Origin of the sequence: Phytoactinopolyspora halotolerans (assembly GCF_010550675.1) — a bacterium.
Lineage (GTDB): Bacteria > Actinomycetota > Actinomycetes > Jiangellales > Jiangellaceae > Phytoactinopolyspora > Phytoactinopolyspora halotolerans.
In genome coordinates this window covers 82,560-102,811 of sequence record NZ_JAAGOA010000017.1, presented here as the reverse complement: position 1 = coordinate 102,811, position 20,252 = coordinate 82,560, and the positions used below count along the sequence as shown (strand labels likewise).

16 protein-coding genes are annotated in these 20,252 nt (G+C 69.4%); 8 read left to right on the top strand and 8 right to left on the bottom strand.

Annotated elements, in window-relative coordinates; genetic code table 11:
- From G1H10_RS34695 to G1H10_RS21900, 5 genes are all read left to right on the top strand, one after another.
- A complete protein-coding gene (locus G1H10_RS34695; RefSeq protein WP_163741757.1) occupies positions 1 to 807 on the top strand; it encodes a carbohydrate ABC transporter permease in 807 nt (268 codons plus the stop codon).
- 339 nt (positions 808 to 1,146) lie between these two features.
- Positions 1,147 to 2,031 carry an LLM class F420-dependent oxidoreductase gene (locus G1H10_RS21915; RefSeq protein ID WP_163741756.1) on the top strand — a complete coding sequence of 295 codons (885 nt, stop codon included), beginning with the start codon at positions 1,147 to 1,149 and terminating at the stop codon, positions 2,029 to 2,031.
- 291 nt (positions 2,032 to 2,322) lie between these two features.
- Positions 2,323 to 5,661, top strand: a complete 3,339-nt coding sequence (locus G1H10_RS21910; protein ID WP_246219802.1) for an AfsR/SARP family transcriptional regulator — start codon at positions 2,323 to 2,325, stop codon at positions 5,659 to 5,661.
- A gap of 187 nt (positions 5,662 to 5,848) precedes the next feature.
- On the top strand, positions 5,849 to 6,958 hold the full coding sequence (locus G1H10_RS21905; protein ID WP_163741752.1) for a S1 family peptidase: 1,110 nt from the start codon (positions 5,849 to 5,851) through the stop codon (positions 6,956 to 6,958).
- A gap of 33 nt (positions 6,959 to 6,991) precedes the next feature.
- On the top strand, positions 6,992 to 8,281 hold the full coding sequence (locus G1H10_RS21900) for a sialidase family protein (RefSeq protein ID WP_163741750.1): 1,290 nt from the start codon (positions 6,992 to 6,994) through the stop codon (positions 8,279 to 8,281).
- 43 nt (positions 8,282 to 8,324) lie between these two features.
- Here G1H10_RS21900 and G1H10_RS21895 read toward each other — a convergent pair whose 3' ends face one another.
- The 3 genes from G1H10_RS21895 to G1H10_RS21885 form a co-directional block, all read right to left on the bottom strand.
- The gene (locus G1H10_RS21895) at positions 8,325 to 9,095 is read right to left on the bottom strand and encodes a DUF72 domain-containing protein (protein ID WP_163741748.1); all 771 of its coding nucleotides are present in this window, start codon (positions 9,093 to 9,095) and stop codon (positions 8,325 to 8,327) included.
- 45 nt (positions 9,096 to 9,140) lie between these two features.
- Positions 9,141 to 10,907, bottom strand: coding sequence for an alkaline phosphatase D family protein (locus G1H10_RS21890; protein WP_163741746.1), 1,767 nt, complete (start codon positions 10,905 to 10,907; stop codon positions 9,141 to 9,143).
- A gap of 219 nt (positions 10,908 to 11,126) precedes the next feature.
- Complete coding sequence (locus G1H10_RS21885) at positions 11,127 to 12,356, bottom strand: NAD(P)/FAD-dependent oxidoreductase (protein WP_163741745.1); 1,230 nt, start codon at positions 12,354 to 12,356, stop codon at positions 11,127 to 11,129.
- A gap of 146 nt (positions 12,357 to 12,502) precedes the next feature.
- Between G1H10_RS21885 and G1H10_RS21880 the strand changes: the two genes are divergently transcribed.
- Positions 12,503 to 13,738, top strand: coding sequence for an aminotransferase family protein (locus G1H10_RS21880; protein ID WP_216853537.1), 1,236 nt, complete (start codon positions 12,503 to 12,505; stop codon positions 13,736 to 13,738).
- Positions 13,739 to 13,773: 35 nt separating this feature from the next.
- On the opposite strand, the gene G1H10_RS21875 is transcribed toward G1H10_RS21880, so the two are convergent.
- Positions 13,774 to 14,490 carry an endonuclease V gene (locus G1H10_RS21875; protein WP_163741741.1) on the bottom strand — a complete coding sequence of 239 codons (717 nt, stop codon included), beginning with the start codon at positions 14,488 to 14,490 and terminating at the stop codon, positions 13,774 to 13,776.
- Positions 14,491 to 14,569: 79 nt separating this feature from the next.
- Positions 14,570 to 15,385: an SDR family NAD(P)-dependent oxidoreductase gene (locus G1H10_RS21870; RefSeq protein ID WP_163741739.1), complete on the bottom strand. Its 816-nt coding sequence runs from the start codon at positions 15,383 to 15,385 to the stop codon at positions 14,570 to 14,572.
- A gap of 66 nt (positions 15,386 to 15,451) precedes the next feature.
- Between G1H10_RS21870 and G1H10_RS21865 the strand changes: the two genes are divergently transcribed.
- Positions 15,452 to 16,213, top strand: coding sequence for an SGNH/GDSL hydrolase family protein (locus G1H10_RS21865; protein WP_163741738.1), 762 nt, complete (start codon positions 15,452 to 15,454; stop codon positions 16,211 to 16,213).
- A gap of 18 nt (positions 16,214 to 16,231) precedes the next feature.
- Here G1H10_RS21865 and ligD read toward each other — a convergent pair whose 3' ends face one another.
- Together ligD and G1H10_RS21855 are read right to left on the bottom strand one after the other, a co-directional pair.
- Entirely contained in the window at positions 16,232 to 17,449 is a 1,218-nt protein-coding gene (ligD, locus tag G1H10_RS21860; RefSeq protein ID WP_163741735.1) for a non-homologous end-joining DNA ligase, read from the bottom strand.
- A 114-nt stretch (positions 17,450 to 17,563) separates the two neighbouring features.
- Positions 17,564 to 17,896, bottom strand: a complete 333-nt coding sequence (locus tag G1H10_RS21855) for an L-rhamnose mutarotase (RefSeq protein WP_163741732.1) — start codon at positions 17,894 to 17,896, stop codon at positions 17,564 to 17,566.
- Between the two features lie 105 nt (positions 17,897 to 18,001).
- On the opposite strand from G1H10_RS21855, the gene G1H10_RS21850 reads away from it, so the two are divergent.
- Positions 18,002 to 18,388: a VOC family protein gene (locus tag G1H10_RS21850; protein ID WP_163741730.1), complete on the top strand. Its 387-nt coding sequence runs from the start codon at positions 18,002 to 18,004 to the stop codon at positions 18,386 to 18,388.
- Positions 18,389 to 18,440: 52 nt separating this feature from the next.
- Here G1H10_RS21850 and G1H10_RS21845 read toward each other — a convergent pair whose 3' ends face one another.
- Complete coding sequence (locus tag G1H10_RS21845) at positions 18,441 to 20,180, bottom strand: substrate-binding and VWA domain-containing protein (protein ID WP_163741728.1); 1,740 nt, start codon at positions 20,178 to 20,180, stop codon at positions 18,441 to 18,443.
- Between the last annotated feature and the right edge of the window lie 72 nt (positions 20,181 to 20,252).

Here is a 20,252-nt window from a genome sequence, read left to right as displayed (position 1 = left end):
GTGGCCGCACGCGCGGTCGCACACGCGTGCCTGCTGCTCATCGCCGGTGCCATCGCGTTTCCGGTGCTGTGGACGGTGGTGACCTCGTTCAAGCCCACCTCAGTCCTGTACGACGCGAACCCGTTCGCGGCGGCCCCGACCCTGGACCATTACCAGTCCGCACTGGCTTCGCTGCCGGTGGGACGGGTGGTGCTGAACACGGCCCTCGTCTCCGCAGCGGTCGCCGTCGGCCAGCTGGCGCTCGCCACCCTGGCGGCGTTCGCGCTCACCCAGTACCGGTTCCGGGCTCGCCCAGCCGCGTTCGCGGCCTTGGTCGGCACCGCGCTGGTGCCACAGCCGGCGCTGATCGTGCCGCATTACCTGATGGTCTCCCGGCTGGGTCTGCTCGACTCCTACGCCGGTCTGGTGCTGCCGCAGCTGGCCTCGCTGGCCTTGGCCGTGTTCTTGCTCCGGCAGCATATGGCGGCGTTCCCGGACGAGCTGATCGAGGCGGCGCATGTGGCGGGCGCATCGAACCTCACCATTCTGCTGCGGATCATGGTGCCCAATCTGCGGCCGGTCCTGAGCGCCGTCGGGATCGTCGTCTTCATCCAGACCTGGAACGAGTACCTGTGGCCGTTGCTCGCCACCAGCGGCATGGACCGTGCGACGGTGCAGGTCGGGCTGCGGGTGTTCCAGACCGAGCAAGGGCAGGCGTGGGGACCGCTGATGGCGGCAGCCACACTGGTGGCCCTACCGCTGTTGATCGGCTACGTGTTCATGCAGCGGCGGGTGACCGATGCGTTCCTCCGCTCGGGCATCGACTGACATGACGCGGCAACTCGTCGTCGACGACGTCACCCTGTAGCCGGCTCACGCCACGCGCCCAGCTTCTCCGGGTTACGCACGGCCCATGCCGGGCTCGCCGTTGACCCATGCCTCCTCGATGCGCAGCCGCGGCGTCCGGTCGAACACGCCACGCATGAATCTGGCGACCGTTTCCGCGCCGTACCGGCATCACCGCCGAACTGACGCGGTGTGACTGAGCACCGGTGCTGGAATCAAGGGCGGAGAAGGTGTTGACTTCGAGCGCGCTCGAACTCGTAGCGTCGTCGGCAGTCGGCCGCACCGCGCCGACACGCCGTACCCGCTACGAGGAGCAAGCCTGTGGAACTCGCCGTACACGTCGTCAGGTTCGACCACCCGGCCGGACCGTCCGGCATCGGCCCGGAACTCGCCAGGACGGGAGAGGCGGCCGACCGAGCCGGCGTCGCCTGGCTGTCCGTCATGGATCATTTCTTCCAGCTTCCTCAACTGGGAGCGGCCGAGGACGGGATGCTCGAGGGCTACACCGCGCTCGGGTACCTGGCCGGGCACACGTCCGAGGTCCAGCTCGGACTTCTCGTGGGCGGGGTGACCTACCGCCACCCCGGCCTGCTCGCCAAGGTCGCGACGACGCTCGACGTCCTGTCCGAGGGCCGCGCCGTCTTCGGGATCGGCGCCGCCTGGTATGAGCGTGAGCATCAGGGGCTGGGCGTACCGTTCCCGCCCGTCGCCGAGCGGTTCGAGCGGCTGGAGGAGACGCTGCGGATCGTCCGGCAGATGTGGGACCCGGCGAACAACGGACCCTTCGACGGAAAGCACTATCAGCTGGCCGAGACCCTGTGCACACCGCAGCCGGTCAGCCGTCCGCACCCGCCGATCTTGATCGGCGGCGGCGGGGAGAAGAAGACACTGCGGCTGGTCGCGCAGTACGCGGACGCGTGCAACCTGTTCGCCTCGTCGCCCGACGACGTCGCGCACAAACTCGACGTGCTGCGCCGGCACTGCGACGACGTCGGCCGGGACTACGCGGAGATCAAGAAGACGGCGATGTACCGAGGACCGGCGCTGAACGACGGTGACATCGACGGTTTCGTCGACGATGTCACTGCCTACGCGCGGCTCGGCGTGGAGCAGATCAACGTGGTCCCACCCGACTCCGAGCCGGCCGGATGGATCGAGAAGGTCTGCACGCCCGCTGTCCCGCGGCTCGCCGACCTCTCCGCATAGCCGGACCGCGTCGCACCCCTGGTGGGCGGCGCTCGGACACCGGGACACCGGACTGCGACGACACCGGCAACCTCGCCACACGTGCGAGGCGTGCGTCGCAGTCCGGCGACGACGGAGCGCTGCTGGCTGTGGTGAACCTACCCGACCTGTCCTATGCCCCCCTGGTTCGGACAGGTTCGTCACCACAGCCACCAGCTCAGCCCCCCGTGCGATACTGTCCCGGCAGGGACTCAAGAACCGGTCAAGATCGAGTAAAGACGACGAAGACCGCCACTCTCGGGACTGGTGAGCATGGGGGCACCGCCGACGATCGACATCCGCGTGCTGGGTCCGTTGGACGTGCACAGTTCGGATGGACGCGTCGCTGTTCCCGGATCCAAGCCGCGGGCGCTGCTCACCGCACTCGGCCTGCAGCCGCACACGGTGCTTCCCGGTGACATCCTGCAGGCGATGTTGTGGGGCGAGGATCTCCCCGTCACCTCGCACAAGGCCCTGCAGACGCATATCTCGTCACTGCGCCGCACGCTCGGGCACGGGATCGTCATCACCAGCGGCACCGGCTGGTTACTCGCCGCCGACCACACCGATGCGAGCCTGTTCATGCGGCACGTGCGCGCCGCACGCGATGCCGCGCACGATGGCCGGCACGAGTCCGCGGCAGCACAGTTCGATGCGGCCCTCGACCTGTGGCGCGGCCCGCCGGAACTGCCTCCGACACCCCGCGCTCGGGCCGAGGTGACTCGCTGGGTCGAGGCGCACGAATCCGCGGTCGACGACCGGATCGACGTCCTGCTGGCATCGGGCCAAGCCGCGGAGCTGATCGGTGACCTGGAGTCCGCGGTGGCCGAGACGCCGCTGCGGGAGCGCCGGTGGGCCCAGCTGTGCCTGGCATTGTTCCGCGCCGGACGGCAGGGCGACGCACTGGGCGCATACCACCGGGCCAGGGCGGTGCTCGCCGAGGAGCTCGGGGTCGAACCGGGTGCCGAACTACGCCGGCTGGAGGCCGCCATCCTCGCGCACGACGCGTCACTGGACATCCAGCCGCCGTCGCCGACAGTACGCCACGGACCGCACCGTCCACCCGAACGCACGCGTACGGCCACCCGTGAGCCCGCCGCCGGCATGCCGACGGTGCCGACGACGTTCGTCGGCCGCCGCAACGAGCTGCGGCGACTGGCGTCCCTGCTGACCTCCGGCCGCGTGGTGACCGTCACCGGCCCGGGCGGCGTCGGCAAGACGCGGCTCGCGGTCGCCGCGGCAGCGTCCGCGACGGAGGAATTCCCGGCTGGAACGCTCTTCGTCGACCTGGCACCGGCGGGGCCCCAGTTCGTGGTCGAGACGGTGGCCGCGGCCGCCGGCATCGTGGGCCGGCATGAACAGCCGATCGAAGACGCCTTGCGCCGATCGCTCGGTTCCACGCGCATGCTGGTCCTGCTGGACAACTGTGAGCACGTCGTGGACGTCGTCGGCCCGCTGGTCGAGCGGCTCGTCGCTGCCTGCCCGAACATCGTGATGTTGCTGACCAGCAGAGAACGGCTGGGCGCGGCCGGCGAGCGGGTACTGTCGCTGTCCCCGCTGCCGGTGCTCGACCCGCACACCGGCGACGCCAAAGGGTCCGATGCCACGACGTTGTTCCTGGACCGGGTCCGTGCGATCGAGCCGGAGTTCGACGCCGACCCGGCGCTGGTCCGCGAGGTGTGCACTCGCTGTGACGGCCTCCCGCTGGCCATCGAGCTGGCCGCCGTGCGATGCGCGTCGCTGGGCATCGACGGTCTGCTGGCCGGGCTCGACGACCGGCTCCGGCTGCTGGTGGGCGGCCACGTGGGCACCGGACGGCACCGGTCACTCCGTGCCGTGCTGGACTGGAGCCACGGCCTGCTCGACGCGGACGAGCAGGACCTGTTCCGGAGACTGAGCATCTTCGCCGGAACGTTCGACCTGGCCGCCGCCGCGGCCGTGCTCGGCGACAGCGGCTCAGCGGCGCCGGTCGGCTTGTCGGTCGTCGCCGACCTGGTGGGGCGACTGACCGACAAGCACCTGTTGGTGCACCAGCGCACGCCGATCGGCAGCCGCTGGCGGATGCTCGATGTGGTGCGCAGTTACGCCCGTGAGCAGCTCGCCGCGAACGGAGAGGAAGCCACGGCCCAAGCCCAGCACCTGGCCTGGGCGAGCACCGCCGCCGAGCGGCTGACCCGCCGGCTGGATGCGGGCGAGCCGTGGCGCGAGGAGTTCGCCCTGATCACCGGGGATCTCCGAGCAGCTCTCGCGACCACGGTTGACCAGGGCGCCGGGTCAGACGGACGGTTGACGCTGGCGCTGGCGCTTGCCCGCCTGCACGCCCGCACCGGCGCGTTCACCGCCGCTCAAGACACGTACGAAGAAGCCATGTCGATGGCCCGGGCGACGGGTGACCCGGACCAGCTGGCTCGTGCCGCGATGGGTGCGTCGATGGCCGGAATGCTGTTCGGCGTGGCCCAGTCCAGACGGGTGGCTCTGCTGGAGGAAGCCCTCGACGCCCAAGGTGAGCAACGCACCGAGAACCGTGCCGTCCTGCTGTCCCGGCTCGCGACCGAGTTGTACTGGTCCCCGGATCGGGCTCGCAGCGTTCAGCTGGCCGACACCGCCGTCGCACTCGCGGACGAACTCGGCACGCCTGGTCCACGGGCACACGCGCTGTATGCACAGTGCTACGTCACCCGCGGTCCAGGTACCTGGCGCAGCCAGGCGAGCCTGGCCCGGCAGATCACCGGTACGGCCCGCCGAGCCGGCGAGACTCAGTTGGAACTGGCCGGATACGCCGCCCGGGCCGTCGCGCTGCTGCACGGTGGCGACGTCGCCGGCATGCGGGATCAGGTCCAGGTTCTCAACGAGGAATCGAACCGCCGCGACCATCCCGAGTTCCAGTGGTACGCCACGGTGTACCGGTACGTGCTCGCGCTCGTCGCCGGGAGTTTCGAGGAGGCCGACGAGCTGGCCGTGACCGCCCTCTCGTCGTCCCGGCACGCGCCGGAACTGGCCATCGGTCTGTCGTTCGCGGAGAACATCACGGACCTACGCCGTCCCCATCCGGATGTGCGCCGCTATCGCACATCCAAGCTCGACGAGATGGTCGAGCGTTTCCCCAGGGTCCTGGTCTGGCGTTGCCTGACGCTGTTGCACGATCCTGAACCGGGCGAGGCGGACGCGCTGTGGCGGGAGTTGCTCGCCCAGGATCCTCCTGACGACCACTGGCTGGTCGGGTGTTGCCTGCTGGCGGAGACGGTGGCCGAGCTCGGCGCGGCGGACATCGCTTCCGAGCTGGCGGACGCGTTGCAGCCGTACGCGGGTCACCTTGCCGTCGCCGGAAGGGTCGCCGCCTGCCGCGGATCCGTATCGCACGCCCTCGGTCTGCTGGCCCTCACCCGCGGGGATGTCGAGCAGGCGGTCACGCACCTGGAGGACTCCGCCGACCAGCACGAACGGATCGGTGCGGTTCCGTTCCACGCCCGCAGCCTGCTGGTGCTCGGTGAGGCGCTCGGCCTGCGCGGCGCACCCGGCGATGCGTCACGCGCGGCGTCCGCGCGCCGGCACGCCGACGAGATATGCCGGCACGTCGGCATCGAGTCACTGCGTGGCTTGCGCCGGCCGTGATCCGGAGAGAGCCGCGCACGCAAACGCGACACAAATGATCAACTTAGCATTCCTGACATAGCCGCACTCCTTCGGCCCGGTGGCGGGATGCCGCCCGAGCTGCGCTACAAAGGATCAACTCAGAGACGATCGCACCGCCCGGTCTCCCCCTCTCCCGTTCCGCACACGACAGCTCGGAGTCACATATATGCCCAGGACACGTCTGCTGACCGCGACCGTCGGCGTGCTCGCCGGATGCGCGGTCACGGCGAGCGCGCTGCTCCATCCCACCACCACCCAGGCCGCCCCCTCAGCGGGAGACTCCGACGCCCGAACCATGAGCGTCCAACGCGCTCAGGCCCTGGTGGACGATCTGAGCCCGTCGAAGACCGGCGGCGCCTACGTGGACGGCGACGGTGAGACAGTCATCACCGTCACCGACCGTGCGACCGCGGATCGAGTACGCGCTGCCGGCGGCACCGCGCAACTCGTGCCGCACAGTGCGGCGCAGCTGGAGGCGATCCGGGCGGACCTGAACAGCCTGCCGCCCGTCCCCGGGACCTCATGGGGTGTCGATCCGGACACGAACCAGGTCGCGATCGAGGTCTACGACACGGCGACCGGCCGCGATCTCCGACGGATCGAGTCCATCGCCCGGCGTCACGGCGACGCCGTCAGGGTCGAGCGCCTCAGCGGCAGCATCGAGGGAACCGACTTCACCTCGGGTGGTCAGGGGATCCAGAACCGCTACGGCAATCCGGCGTCGACATGCTCACTCGGGTTCAACGTCCAGAATCAGAACGGCACCAAATACTTCCTGACCGCCGGCCACTGCGCCGCGAACACCCGCATCTGGCACAAGGCGGCCAACGGCCTCTATCTCGGGGAGCGCGTCGGCACCGTGCATTTCCCGGGTGACGATTTCGCGCTCATCGGATATCGCAACAGCGCGGTGAAGGCGTATGGGACCGTCTGGGTCCACGGGGCCGAGAAGCAGATCACGAGGTCCCGGTGGGTAGTCGACGGCGAGTCGGTGGACCGGGTGGGAACCAAGAGCACCGATCTGAACGGCATCGTTCTGGTTCCCCGGACCGACGTCACGTGGAGCGACGGCACCAAGATGACCGGCATGATCAAGACCAGCCTGTGCGCGAAGTCCGGTGACAGCGGTGGCCCCCTGTTCAGCGGCACGTACGCACTCGGCATCCTCTCGGCCGCGCTCAACCCCAGCGAGCCGTGCAGCACCTCACGGAACAGCCGCACCTGGTTCCAGCCCGTTCAGGAGGTCCTCAACCACTACGGCATGCGCGTCTACTGATCCCCGCTGCTCTCAAAGAGGAGGAAGCTGAAGATGGACATCACCTCCCACGGACCCGCCACCCCGACCAGGAGATCGGTTCTGATCGCCGGCGGAGGAACTCTGGCCGGGTTGGCCGGCGCGGCGAGCACGGTCCTCCCAGCAGCCGCCGCGCCGGCCTCACACAGCGAACGCCTGCTGTTCGACGGCGGCGGCAGCGAGCGGCTCAACGGCATCACCTACCACTCCTTCCGCATCCCCTGCCTGGTCCGCACCAGACAGGACACCTTGATCGCGTTCGTCGAAGGACGGGCATCCAGCAATCGCGACTGGGGCAACATCAACCTGCTGTACAAGCGCTCCACCGACAACGGCGCCACATGGTCAGGACTGCGTGAGGTGGTGGGCGTCGGCCAGGGAACCTGGGGCAATCCGACCGCCGTCGCCGATCGGCAGACCGGGACGGTCTGGCTCTTCATGTCCTGGAACCCCGCCGGATACAGCCAGAACGGCCACGACGGCACCACCAGGATCACCGCGTGGGAGCACCGGAAGGTGTACGTCTCCCGCAGCACCGACGACGGCGTGACGTGGAGCGCACCGGAGGATGTCACCGAAGCGCTCAAGCCCAGGACGCGTGGTAACGGTCAGACCTGGGCGTGGGATGCGATGGGCCCCGGCGCAGGCATCCAGACCCGCGGCGGTCGGCTCGTCATCCCCGCCCTGCACCGGCATCTCTACAGCGACGACAGGGGCGAGACCTGGAAGGTCCAACGCATCACCGACGTCTCGACCGGCGCGTACCAGGAGGGCACCAGCGAGGGCGCCGTGGTCGAGTTGCTCGACGGCCGCCTGATGCGCAACGACCGAGCCGTCGGTTCGGTCTGGGAGACGGCCAAACGGCGCTGGGTCGCCACCGGCACGATCGAGGACGGTTTCTCCACGTACGCGCCCGACGCCACACTGCTCGATCCCCGCGCCCAAGGCTCCATCCTGCGCTACAACAGCGACTCCCCGGCTCGGATCATGTTCCTCAACTCCGCCAGCACCGTGACCCGCACCAAGATGCGGGTGCGGATCAGCTACGACGAGGGCCGGACGTGGCCGATTTCCCGGCCGTTGAGTGACGCCCCGCTCCCCTCCTGGCCGGGCCTCGGCACCGGCAACTGGGCGGAAGGAGGCTATTCCAGCATGGCCAAGACCGCCGACTACCACGTAGGCGCTCTGGTCGAGCTGAACGAGAACACCGGCAGCAGCGCGAGCTCGCACCGCTCGATCGTGTTCCGCAAGTTCAACCTGCCGTGGATCCTCAACGGCCGGACCGAGCCCCTCACCTCCCCATGATCATGTGCACTTCCCGTGCTATATGAACGGGAAGTGCACATGATCATGGGGAGGGACGCAGCTGCGCTGTACGAGTCACCGTCCGGCCGGTCGCGCCGACGATGCCGGCGAACCCGATCGCGTTGCGCACCGCCGCGCCGCCCGGGTCGTTGTTGAAGTACACGTACACGTCCTCCGCATCGGCCCAGGTGTCACCGATCCGCCGGGCCCAGGAACGCATCATGTCGTCGTCGTAATGCGGCCACGGGCTGGCGGCGCCCTGGTGCAGCCGCAGGTATCCCCACGACGCGGTACGCCACAGCGGCATCTGCGGGGTGCCGCGCACATCCGCCCAGCACAAAGCCGCGTCACGGGCCTCGAGCACGGACCTGACCTCGTCGGTCCACCACGAGGTGTGGCGCGGTTCGACCGCGACCCGCACGTCGGCCGGGAACTCATCGAGGCACGCCGCCAACCGGCCCGGTTCGGCCTGCAGGGTCGGCGGCAGTTGAAGCAGCACCGGCCCGAGACGATCGCCCAGCCCGGCGGCCGCGTCCAGGAACCGGCGGACCGGTTCCCGCGGCTCCTGAAGCCGCCTGATGTGAGTCAAGAACCGGCTCGCCTTCACCGCCATCACGAAGTCGTCCGGCATCTGCGCCCGCCACGACGCGAAAGTCTCCCTGCGGGGGAGCCGATAGAAGGCGCTGTTGCTCTCCACAGTCGCGAACGACTTCACGTACCGTTCGAACCACCGTCGCTGAGCAAGCCCGTCCGGATAGATGACGCCGCGCCAGTCGCGGTACTGCCATCCCGACGTGCCGACAAAGACCGGCATATCTCCAGTGTGCGACGGAGTCTCGACCGGTGCGAGCCGCTGTGCTCACGGAACGCGGAACGTGTAGGACAGCAGCCGCTCGCTCTCCCAGTTCCAACCCGCCAGTTCGACGGTGACCGGCGCGGAGCCGTCGTCGTGCACGGTGATCGTGCCGAACTGGCCACCCCCTGGAAAAGCGCCGTGGCTGTACGGACCACCCTTGGTGCTTCCGGGCCGGTCCAGCGCGGCGGCGTGCAGCACCGGGAAGGCCGCGCCCGAGCGCCCGTAGCCGCTGTTGGTGCCGTCGTCGATGGCGAGCATGTGCGCGTCGCCGCTGAGCATGACCAGATTGTCGATCCCGGCGTCCTCGATGTGCTCGGCGAGGCGTCGGCGTTCCTCGGGGTAAGAGCCCCAGCTGTCGCCGCCGGAGAATCCGATCCACGGCACCGGGCTGACCCAGACCACCAGCGCATGATCGCGGCTCGCCGCCGCCAGCTCGTCCTCCAGCCATCTCAGCTGCCGCTCGCCCAGCAGCGACGCGCCGGTCCGCTCCGAGCGCACGTCGCTGAGGACGAACCGCACCCGGCCGATCGTGAAGGCCTGGTAAATCGCGCCGTCATCGCTGCCCGCCGGCAACGAATAGTGCGGAACGTTCTCGCGATACGCCGTCCGGGCGGCGTATCGCGCAGCCGAGTCCGCCCCAGCCGCGTTGGCGCCGTAATCATGGTCGTCCCACACGTAGGCGACGGGGACCGCACGGTACAGCGCGCTCTGCGCGGCGGACGCGAGCACATCGTCGTACCGGGCGCGGAACATGTCGACGTCGTCGACGTCGATGTTGCCGTAGTGCAGGTCACCGCTGTTGATGTAAAGCTCGGGATCCATCCCGCGGATCGCGTCGAAGACGGCGCCTTCGGATCCGGTCCGTGCGCAGGCGCTGATCGCGACGGTGAACGACGACGGGCCGTCGGGGAAGGTCCGTACCGTGCCCACCCCTCGTGACGTGTCCGTGTCGCCGTCGACCACCACGCGATACTCGTAGCGGGTGTCCGGCTTCAGGCCGGTCACGGTCCAGGTGACGATGCCGCCTTCCGGGACACCCACGGGGTCGACGTCGTGCACGGTGCCGTCGGCCGCCGCGATCTCCCCGTCCGGGCCCCTCGGACTCTCATCTTCAGTGGCCGGGGAGGCGCTGAGGTCCTCCGCGACGACAAGGGCCGCGCTTCGGGCGTCGTCGGCGGCGATCCGTGCGTTCACGCGGAACGACGTATCGGTCACGGCCCCGCTCCACACCCACTCGACCCGCTCGACGGGCAGCCGAGGCGTCGTCGACCGGGGATGCGTCGGACCGAACATGTGGTCGTACAGGATGCCCAGACCGACGGAGCCGATCACGAGCGCGCCGGCGGTCACCAGGGCGAGGCACACGCTCGACCGCCGAGGGCGATCACGCTGCCAGGCCAGCCAGAACGCGAGTGCGGGCGTCAGGAAGGCAATGATCAGTAGCGCCACCACGGCCGGCGGATGCAGCGATGCGGACAGAGCGGCGAGACCGGAACCGATGAGCACCAGCGCCACAACGACGACGGCGTCGCGGCGCCACGCCACGACCAGCGCCATGAGGGCGGCCGCCACGAGCGCAAGCTGGACCGAGCGCTCCACCGTACCGAGCAGGCCGTCGCTGTCGATATCTCGGGGAAAGCCGGCGGTCAGGGCCAGCACGCCGACGATGACCAGGACGCATGCGGTCCAGATCCGCGCACCCCATCGGAGCCCGGTCGCCGCCGACGCGGAGACGGGTACGCCGACCATGTCGCGTCGCTCACCATCCATGGCCACGCACGCTACCTACTCGCCCGGCCTGTTCGCCCGGCTTCGGCGGCGCGGTATCGCGGAAATCCGCGTGGTGCGCTGAATAACCGGTGAAAGCGCCTTCTCGTGCGACGACGGCGTGCGCTCAACGCACCATGCGGGAGCGGCCAGCGCACCATGCGGGAGCGGCCAGCGCACCAGAGGCGGAGACGCGACGTCACACGTCCCTGATCGTCGCCGTCACACGTCGCTCAGCGCGATCTCCGGGTCGGCGAGGCGCTCCGCATCGACTGACCGTCCGGAGCGCACCAATTCCTCCACCGGGGCGATTCCGTCGTCCCACAGGTTGACGTGCATCCCCGCCCGCACCCGGCGGTCGCGGACCCAGAACGCGTGGAACGCGCGCGCGTCCACGTCACCGCGCAGCACGACTTCGTCGTAGGAGCCGGGCGGCGCGTGCCCGATGTACTCCATGCCCAGGTCGTACTGGTCGGTGAAGAAGTACGGCAGGCGGTCGTAGCTGACATCCTGGCCGAGCATGGATCGCGCCGCCGCCGGGCCGCCGTCGAGCGCGTTCGCCCAGTGCTCCACCCGCAGCCGCGTGCCCAGCAACGGATGGTCGATGCTGGCGATGTCCCCGGCCGCGTAGACATCCGGGGCGGAGGTTCGCAGCGCGGCGTCGACCACCACACCGTCGTCGAGGTCCAGACCGGCGGCGACGGCGAGGTCGACGGCGGGACGCACCCCGATACCGACGACCACGGTGTCGGCCATGATCTCGTCGCCATCGGTCGTCACCACGGCGACCACGCGCCCGTCGGCGCCGACGATCTCTCTGACCTGGGCACCGAGCCGGAGGTCGACGCCATGATCGCGGTGCAGGCCGGCGAAGACACGGGCGACCTCGTTGCCCAGCACGCCCTGCAACGGCAGGTCCGCCAGCTCCAGCAGGGTCACCTCCGCACCGTGCGTCCGGGCGGCCGCGGCCACCTCCAGTCCGATCCATCCGCCGCCGACGACGGCAACCCGGTGGCCCGGTTCGAGCACGTCCAGCAGGCGGTCGGCATCGGGCAGCTCACGCAGGTACCGCACGTCGTCCAGATCACTGCCCGGCACGTCCAGCCGACGCGGCTCGGAACCCGTCGCCAGCAGGAGTCTGTCGTAGGTGAGCGTGTCGCCTCCGGCGATCCGCACCCGGTGCTCGGCCGGCTCAAGCGTCTCGACCCGCGCGCCGAGTCGCAGCTCGATGTCGTGGTCGGCATACCACTGCTCCGGGTGGACGAATGCCTTCGACCGCTCGTCGTGGCCGAGCAGGTACCCCTTGGAGAGCGGCGGCCGCTCGTACGGCGGCTCGTGCTCGGCGGCCAGCAGCACGACAGCACCGTCGAAGCCTTCTTCACGCAGGGTCTCGGCCGCCTTGGCGCCGGCGAGGCCACCACCGACGATGACGAACGTACGTTCCGCACTCATGACGCCGACACTGTCCGACGAACGCCACCGTGTCAACGACAACACGGCCCGAAGGCGCGACAGCGCAGCCTCGACCGCGCGCCGAACCCGCGCGGCATGGCACGATGCTGCCAGCCAGTCGCGTCACCGCAAGGAGGCTTGAAGCCATGGACCTGCCCGATGTCCTGCACCCGTTCGCCAAACCCTCGAACCGTGACTTTCTCACGATCACCGAGGGTGACGGTGCCGTCGTCCGCGACTCAGCGGGCCGTGAGTACATCGACGCGATGGCCAGTCTCTGGTACTGCAACGTCGGGCACGGGCGCACCGAGATCATCGAAGCGGTGACCGAGCAGCTGCGCAGGCTGGATGCCTTCCACACGTTCGACATCTTCACCAACCCGCCCGCGGAGGAGCTGGCGAGCGAGCTGGTCGCACTCGCACCGGGCGACGGGTTCCGGGTCTTCTACACCGGCTCCGGCTCGGAGTCGGTGGACAGCGCTATCAAGCTGGCCCGAGCCGCGCATGCCCGGGCCGGCCGGCCGGGCCGGCGGCTGATCGTCAGCCGCACGCCGTCTTACCACGGGGTCACCTACGGCGGCCTCACCGCCACCGGCATCCCGGCCAATCAGGAGCACTTCGGTCCACTCGTCGACGACATCGTCCAGGTGCCCTATGACGACGCCGAGGCTGTGGAGAAGGTCGCTCGCGAGCGGCCCGGCGAGCTGGCCGCGGTGATCGCGGAGCCGGTGGTCGGCGCCGCCGGCGTCTATCCGCCACCGCCCGGATACCTGACCGAGCTGCGCCGGATCTGCGACGAGCACGGTGCATGGTTGATCGCCGACGAGGTCATCTGCGGATTCGGCCGGCTCGGACAGTGGTGGGGCAGCCAGCACTACGGTGTCCGGCCGGATCTGGTCACCTTCGCCAAGGGGGTCACCTCCGGCTACATCCCGCTCGGCGGGGTACTCGTCGGTCCGGCGGTTCGCGGTCCGCTGGAAGCTGACCCGGACTTCGTCCTCCGGCACGGCCACACCTACAGCGGCCACCCGGTGGCCTGTGCCGCCGGGATTGCGGCACTCGGCATTACCCGAGCGGAGAACCTCCCGGCCCGTGCACCGGGGATCGGCGAGCGGCTCGCCGCCGGCCTGAGCGAGATCGCCGAGCAGGGCCTGGTGGCCGAGGCGCGCGGTGCGGGCGCGATGTGGGCGGTGGGCATGCATCCCCACGTCAGTGCGGTGGCCGTGCGGGACGCGCTGCTCCAGCATGGGGTGATCGCCCGCGCCATCGGCGACGCCACGGTCTCCTTCTGCCCACCGCTGGTCATCACCGAGGAGCAGCTCGACACCTGCGTGGCCGCGCTGCGGGCGGCGCTGGAGGAGGTCATCGGCGCCGCGCGATGAGACCGCCGACGACCGTCGCGTCCTCGCGAAGGCCGCTACCCGGCGCCCGCGGAGGCACGCGTCGTCCGCGCGACGCGGCGGGCGTGCCGCAGCGGCAGCGGGGTGCGCGCCCGCGACGATGACGCGGCCAGCACCGTCTCCGCGGCCGTCTCCGGACTGGTTCGCCAGCCTGCGTGCGCGACGACGGCACGGGCCGCCGTCTTGGTGCACACCCAATATCCGACGCATCGGTCCCGGACGTATACCGGGGCGGTCGCGCCCCGGCGGAGGTGCTCGGGCACGGCACCGGATGCGACCAGCGTTCGATGCGTCACCCCCACCGTCGGCACGCCGAGGATCGCGCCGAGATGAAGGGCGAGGCCGGCGCCGCGCGGATGGTCAAGGCCGGTCGCATCGACCAGCAACACGTCGGGGCCGGGCCGCAGGTCGCCGACCGCGGCCTGCAGGATCGGCCCTTCCCGGCGAGCCAGCAGGCCGGGTGCGTATGCGGCGGGCACCTGCTGTACGGCCACGGATTGAGCGACGATCGCCCGGCCACGGAGGGAGACCGCGGCCGCCCAGGCGCGGTCGCCGCGGTGTCCCGGCCCGGATTCGCCTCGGGCGAACGCGACGAAGCACCCGCCGACGGCGGGCTGTCCATCGAACGTCCACGGTTGTGCGGCCAGTGCCGCCTCCGCGTCGGCGGCAAGTGTGTACTGGACCTCCACCAGCTCGTCGTCGCTGCCCGGCCAGCTGTATGCATCGACGCCCATACCCCTGCATGATGCCCGTTCACGCCCGGCATCATCGAGACATTGGCGGTTGCGACAGAGAGCCTCGCCGGCGCACGCGTCACCCCTCGAGGGCGGAGGCAATCAGCCGGTCGCTCAGTTCGCGCAGCTCGTGGCGGGCGTCGGCGTCGTAGGCCTGTGGGTTCGCCCGTGCGGGCTCGGGATCGTTGCTGTTGAAGTACTCTCCGGTGACCTCGGCCAGCTCTGGGGCGGTGATCAGCCGCAGGGTGGCCGCGCCACCCTCCTCCAGCGTGCTCATCGCACCGCCCGGCCATCCTTCCTCGACCATGGTGGTCGGCATCAAGGTGGCCGGGTGCAGCGCATTGACGGTGACCCCGTCGTCAGCGAGTTCCCCGGCGAGATCCATGGTGAACATGATCTGCGCGAGCTTGCTCTGCTGGTAGGCGCGCATTCCGTCATACGAGGAGGCCAGCAGCGGGTCGGCGAAGTCGATTGGCCGCTGACCGACGGACGCGACGTTCACCACCCTGGACGGCGCCGAGTCAGCCAGGAGCGGTACCAACCGGCGTGCCAGGTGATAGCCGGCGAGGTAGTTGACCGCGAACCGCAGCTCGATGCCGTCGGCGCTCTCCTCGCGCATGCGACGATCCGCGCCGGCACCGATGCCGGCGTTGTTGACCAGCACGTCCAACCGGTCGTACGTCTTCCGGATCTCGTCGGCGAGCCGGTCGACCTGCCGCAGCTCGGCGAGGTCGGCCTGGACCGTCTCCAGCCTCGCGCCGAGCTGGTCGCGCAATCGCTCCAGCCGCGACGGGTTCCGGCCGTGTGCGATGACCCGATGTCCTGCCTTCGCCAGCTCGGTGGCGACGTAGCGGCCGAGACCGTCCGTCGCTCCCGTGATCAATACGGTACTCATATCCGCGACCCTAGCGGCCCGGGGGCGGGCGCTCGTGTTTCCCGCCAGACCGCGGATAATGGCGGAATGCGTCTGGTGTCGATCGGAGACAGTTTCACCGAAGGCGTCGGCGACGAACGCGACGACGGGTCGGTGCGCGGCTGGGCCGACTTCGTCGCCACCGGCCTGGCCATCAGCGAGGGCGCGCCGATCGAGTACGCCAACCTCGCCATCCGGGGCAAGCTGATGGAGCCGATCGTGCGCGAGCAGCTTGAGCCGGCGCTGGCCTTGGAACCCACGATGCTGACGTTCAACGGCGGCGGCAACGACATGATCCGGCACCGTGCGAATCTCAACCGGATGGTGACTCTCACCGAGCATGTCATCACCCGGTGCCTCGACGCGGGCGTGCGACCGGTGATCCTCAGCGGCGGCGACCCGACGCGGAACCTGCCACTGGGACGGTGGGTACGCCCCGTCGGCAACCGGCTCACGGCAGCGGTCAGGGAGATGACCACCAGGTACGACGTGCCTTTCGCGGACAACTGGAGCGATCCGGAGCTCAGGCATCCCGCCTACTGGTGCGAGGATCGGCTGCATCTGAACGCCTCCGGCCACCGACGCGTGGCGGCCCGAGTGCTGCAGACCCTCGGCGCGCTGCCTCCGGAGGAATGGATGACCCCGCTCACCACGGCGATAGCACCGCCGAGCCGGATGGAGAAGGTCACGTACTACCGTCGGTACGTGCTGCCGTGGATCGGGCGTCGGCTCACCGGTCGCTCGTCGGGCGATGGCCGGTACCCCAAGTACGCACAGTGGCGGACCGTCGAACCCCGGCTCGCCGACTGAACCGGCGGACCGGGCAGGTCATCCTTGATCGCGGCCGAAGGGGGTGCCGGCCCACGGGTCGTAGTCGACTTCCAGCGGCTCTTGCGGTGGGCGCTCGGCCTCCGGGACGTGCTGCAGGTTGATGCGGATGCGGTACCACAGCGAGCTGCGGCCACGCATACCGTCGACCAGCACGTCGGCTGGTTCGAGATGCGGGACGACGGACGCGTGCCGCTCCTTCCAGCGCTCAAGGCCGTCGAGCGCCTCCTGCTTGGTCTTCGCCCGGGCGATCTCGATCAGCGGCATCGTCGACTGCCGGCGGCCGCTCCCCTTGGGTGGCTTCTCCGCCGGCCCGAGTCGCTTGGCCAGGTCCAGCAGTGCGTCCAGTGACCCGGCCGCATCGTCGATGCCCTGCCATGGATCGCCGACGTCGGCGAACCGTTCCGGGACGGTGGCCAGCGTGAACTGCTCTGGCCGGCAGTCGCGTGCCTCATCCCAGGTCAGCGGGGTAGACACCCGGGCATCCTGGGTGGGTCGCACCGAGTAGGCGGAGGCGATGGTGCGGTCCTTCGCGTTCTGGTTGAAATCCACGAAGACCCCCTGCCGTTCCTCCTTCCACCACTTCGCCGTGGCCAGATCCGGTGCCCGGTTCTCCACCTCGCGGGCGACAGTCTCCGCCGCCAGCCGGACATCCTTGTACGCCCAGCGCGGCTCGATCCGGGCGTAGATGTGGAATCCGCGCGAGCCCGAGGTCTTCGGCCACGGGGTCAGACCGTGATCCTCCAGCACTTCCTTGGCGACGAACGCCACGTCGACGATCTGCCGCCAGTCCACCCCGGGGACCGGGTCCAAGTCGATCCGTAGCTCATCGGGACGGTCGAGGTCCTCGGCCAGCACCGGATGCGGGTTCAGGTCGATGCAGCCCAAGTTCACCACCCATGCCAAGGCTGCGGCATCCCGGACCACCACCTCGTCGGCCGTCGTGCCGGACGCGTACCGCAGCGTGGCGACCTCGATCCAGGCCGGCCGCTTCGACGGCGCCCGCTTCTGGAAGAACGCCTCCTCCTCGATGCCCTTCACGAACCGTTTGAGGATCATCGGCCGACCGGCGACGCCGCGCAGTGCACCATCGGCCACGGACAGGTAGTAGCGCACCAGGTCGAGCTTCGTCGTCCTGTGCTCGCCGAAGACGATCTTGTCCGGGTGTGTGACGGTCACCTCACGACCGGCCGCTTCGACAACCTCCGACGCTGCCATACCCACACGATAGCGGCACGGGACAGAGCCAGTTGGGAGACAACGTCGAGGCGTGACGACTCCACGAAGTCATACCCGGCTGACAGCGGCTCACCTGCAACCGGCACGGGCCTGCTAAGACTGGGAGCGCTGCGTCGTCAGTTCCCACACCTGCCCGATGGGGTGCGGCGCTCCATCGCCGGCGTCCGAGACGAACCGGTCCACGAACGGGCCGATGCGCGCCTGCCACCGGACATTGGCCGGGTCGTCCTGCAACTCGCGCATCGCCGCGTCGAAGTCCTCGCAGTCGACGATGTGAAACAGATCGGAGCCGCTGCGCCAGATGGTCCAGTTCCAGATGCCCACCCGTGCGAACGCGGCGACCAGATCGTCCGGGATCCGCTCGTGCTCGGCCTCGTACTGCCGCTCGGCACCGGCACGCACCACGGAGTGCAACGCGACCCTCATCTTGTCTCCTCTTCCGTCCTCGCGGCCTTCACCCGGCCATGACCCGGTCTTGACTCGGCAGTGCCACCGTAGCGGTGTCCGACTGCGACGATCGGAGGTCCGGCCATGCTCGCCAACGCTCCCATCACCACCATTCTGCCGGTCACCGACATGTCTCGGGCGACCGCCTTCTACCGAGACACGCTCGGCCTGCAGGACGCCGGGGAGGCTCCGGACGGAAGCCACGCCTTCCGCACCACGGCCGGCGGCAGCGTCCAACTGCTGCCGGCGGAGGCGGGCGCGCAGACCAAGCACACTGTGCTCACCTTCGAGGTCACCGACATGCCGGCCGAGATCGCTGATCTCGAGTCCAGGAACGTCGCCTTCCTCGACTACGACGAGCCGGGCCTGCGGACGGTCGACCACGTCGCCACCCTCGGAGACCACCGTGCGGCCTGGTTCGCCGACACCGAGGGCAACGTCCTCTGTCTCCATGAGAAGACGGCCCGCTGACGCGACCGGTCTTACCGTCGGCGGGGCGGACGCCGTCACCCGTCCGGGACGGTCAGCAGTCCGGGCGGCACTGCCGCTCCACCATCGCCCGGAAGAAGACCTCTTCCAGGTCGGCGGGGTCCTGGACCTGGTAGGCGGAGGCGCCGGTGGCCTCGGAGATCTGCTGCAACGCATCCATGTCGGCGTCCGGGCCGATCCCGATGGTGATCAGCAGCACTGGACGCGCGGAGTCGTGCTGTGCCCGCAGCTGAGCCAGCAGCGTCTCGAGGTCCATACCCGGTGCCATCTCCGGCGGACGCTCGTCCTCGCCGTCGGTCAGCAGCACCACGGAGTTCACCCTGTTGGGGTCGTAATTGTCCTTGACCTCTTGGTATGCCGCCCACGCCGTGTCATAGAGCGCGGTCCATCCACGCACGTCGGAATCCGGCAATGCGTTGGTGGCCTGGACCAGCGCGTCCAGCCGCGTGCCGTCGCCGACCTCCTCCGACAGCGGCCCGATCTCAACGACCTCGCGCCAATGATCGGGTGGATCTTCTTCGGTGGAGAACACCCACAGCCCCAGCTCGCTGGTCGGCGGAAACAGGTCGAGCGCCGCGAGGTTCGCGTCCCGCACCACCTCGATCGGCAGTTGTTCCGCGCCGTCGTCCTCCCACATGGAACCGGACACGTCGATGACCGGAAGCATCCGCATGTCGATGGAGAGCGCCGCCCATTGTCGCAGGACGGCCTCCGCGGCCTGCGGTTCTGGAGCGGGCATGGTCTCGGGCATGCTGCGCCGGATGCCGTCGACGACGCCGGCCGACTCCAGTGCCTCGCCCTGAGGACTGCGGAACCCGGCTTCCTGGAGAGTCGAGGTCGCGGCGTCCGAGCGGAATGCCTCGATCAGTTCCTGCACCGCCTCAGTCGTCGACGACGCCGTCTCAGCCGCATGCACGGGCACTGCCGGATAGTCGAACGCGACGGTGCCTTCGGCCGGATAGAGCGCGACCGCAGGCTGATCCGGGTTCTGCCGGTTGTGCTCGACGACCGACTGCTCGCTCGCGTGAAAGAGTGGAGCGGCCGACGGTTCCGAGACGACCTGCGCATAGGCCTCGTCCACATCGGCGACGGCCGATCGCGCTACGGCGGACATGGCCTGCGCGACCTCTGCTTGCTCCGCACCCGTCTGATTCACGACAGCCTGCACCGCGAGGAGTGTGGACAGCCCTTCGGTGCTGGACATCGGGTCGACGATGGTGACGGCAGCGTCAGAAGACACGAAGTCCGACCAGGAGAACTCGGCGTTGTCCGGCCAGCCGAGCTGCTCCCGGGCCACACCCTGCGACGCGACCAACACCAGCGGTGACAGCGCCAACGGCTGCGGCTCGCCGAGCGTGACGTCCCGGCCTGCGGCTCGTTGGATCCACGCCGACGAGTCAGGCACCCACATGTCTGGACTGTTCTCGCCGCCCAGCATCTCGGCCGCCTCGGCCGGCGACGCGGCCGTCACGGACGCGCACAATCCGTCGGAGTCGTCGCCGGCGGCTTCGTTGTACTGGTGGGCGAGCTCTTCCAGGACGGTCGCGATACCCGGCGCCGCCACGATCGACACCGCGCGCCCGTCGTCACATTCGCTCTGGGCCTGTCCATCGGCCTGGCCTTGCGCCGCCTGCTGCTCGTCATCGGCCAGCACGACGTCGTATACGAGGTAGCCACCGGCCGCAATGAGACCGAGCAGTACCACGGCGACGCCGATCGGCCACACCGGCGAGCGGCGCCGTCTGCGAGCGCGTTGCGCATGCCGTCCACTCATTCCGGTTCCAATCCCCCTTTCCGGAATAGCGAGGGGAACACTAGCCGATATTGCCGCAAACCGGAACTTATG

What these genes read in the sequence shown, in the direction of transcription:
- G1H10_RS21910 (WP_246219802.1), top strand. Translation starts at nt 2,323, where the DNA reads ATGGGGGCACCGCCGACGATCGACATCCGCGTGCTGGGTCCGTTGGAC.
- G1H10_RS21905 (WP_163741752.1), top strand. Translation starts at nt 5,849, where the DNA reads ATGCCCAGGACACGTCTGCTGACCGCGACCGTCGGCGTGCTCGCCGGA.
- G1H10_RS21900 (WP_163741750.1), top strand. Translation starts at nt 6,992, where the DNA reads ATGGACATCACCTCCCACGGACCCGCCACCCCGACCAGGAGATCGGTT.
- G1H10_RS21895 (WP_163741748.1), bottom strand. Translation starts at nt 9,095, where the DNA reads ATGCCGGTCTTTGTCGGCACGTCGGGATGGCAGTACCGCGACTGGCGC.
- G1H10_RS21890 (WP_163741746.1), bottom strand. Translation starts at nt 10,907, where the DNA reads ATGGATGGTGAGCGACGCGACATGGTCGGCGTACCCGTCTCCGCGTCG.
- G1H10_RS21885 (WP_163741745.1), bottom strand. Translation starts at nt 12,356, where the DNA reads ATGAGTGCGGAACGTACGTTCGTCATCGTCGGTGGTGGCCTCGCCGGC.
- G1H10_RS21880 (WP_216853537.1), top strand. Translation starts at nt 12,503, where the DNA reads ATGGACCTGCCCGATGTCCTGCACCCGTTCGCCAAACCCTCGAACCGT.
- G1H10_RS21875 (WP_163741741.1), bottom strand. Translation starts at nt 14,490, where the DNA reads ATGGGCGTCGATGCATACAGCTGGCCGGGCAGCGACGACGAGCTGGTG.
- G1H10_RS21870 (WP_163741739.1), bottom strand. Translation starts at nt 15,385, where the DNA reads ATGAGTACCGTATTGATCACGGGAGCGACGGACGGTCTCGGCCGCTAC.
- G1H10_RS21865 (WP_163741738.1), top strand. Translation starts at nt 15,452, where the DNA reads ATGCGTCTGGTGTCGATCGGAGACAGTTTCACCGAAGGCGTCGGCGAC.
- ligD (WP_163741735.1), bottom strand. Translation starts at nt 17,449, where the DNA reads ATGGCAGCGTCGGAGGTTGTCGAAGCGGCCGGTCGTGAGGTGACCGTC.
- G1H10_RS21855 (WP_163741732.1), bottom strand. Translation starts at nt 17,896, where the DNA reads ATGAGGGTCGCGTTGCACTCCGTGGTGCGTGCCGGTGCCGAGCGGCAG.
- G1H10_RS21850 (WP_163741730.1), top strand. Translation starts at nt 18,002, where the DNA reads ATGCTCGCCAACGCTCCCATCACCACCATTCTGCCGGTCACCGACATG.
- G1H10_RS21845 (WP_163741728.1), bottom strand. Translation starts at nt 20,180, where the DNA reads ATGAGTGGACGGCATGCGCAACGCGCTCGCAGACGGCGCCGCTCGCCG.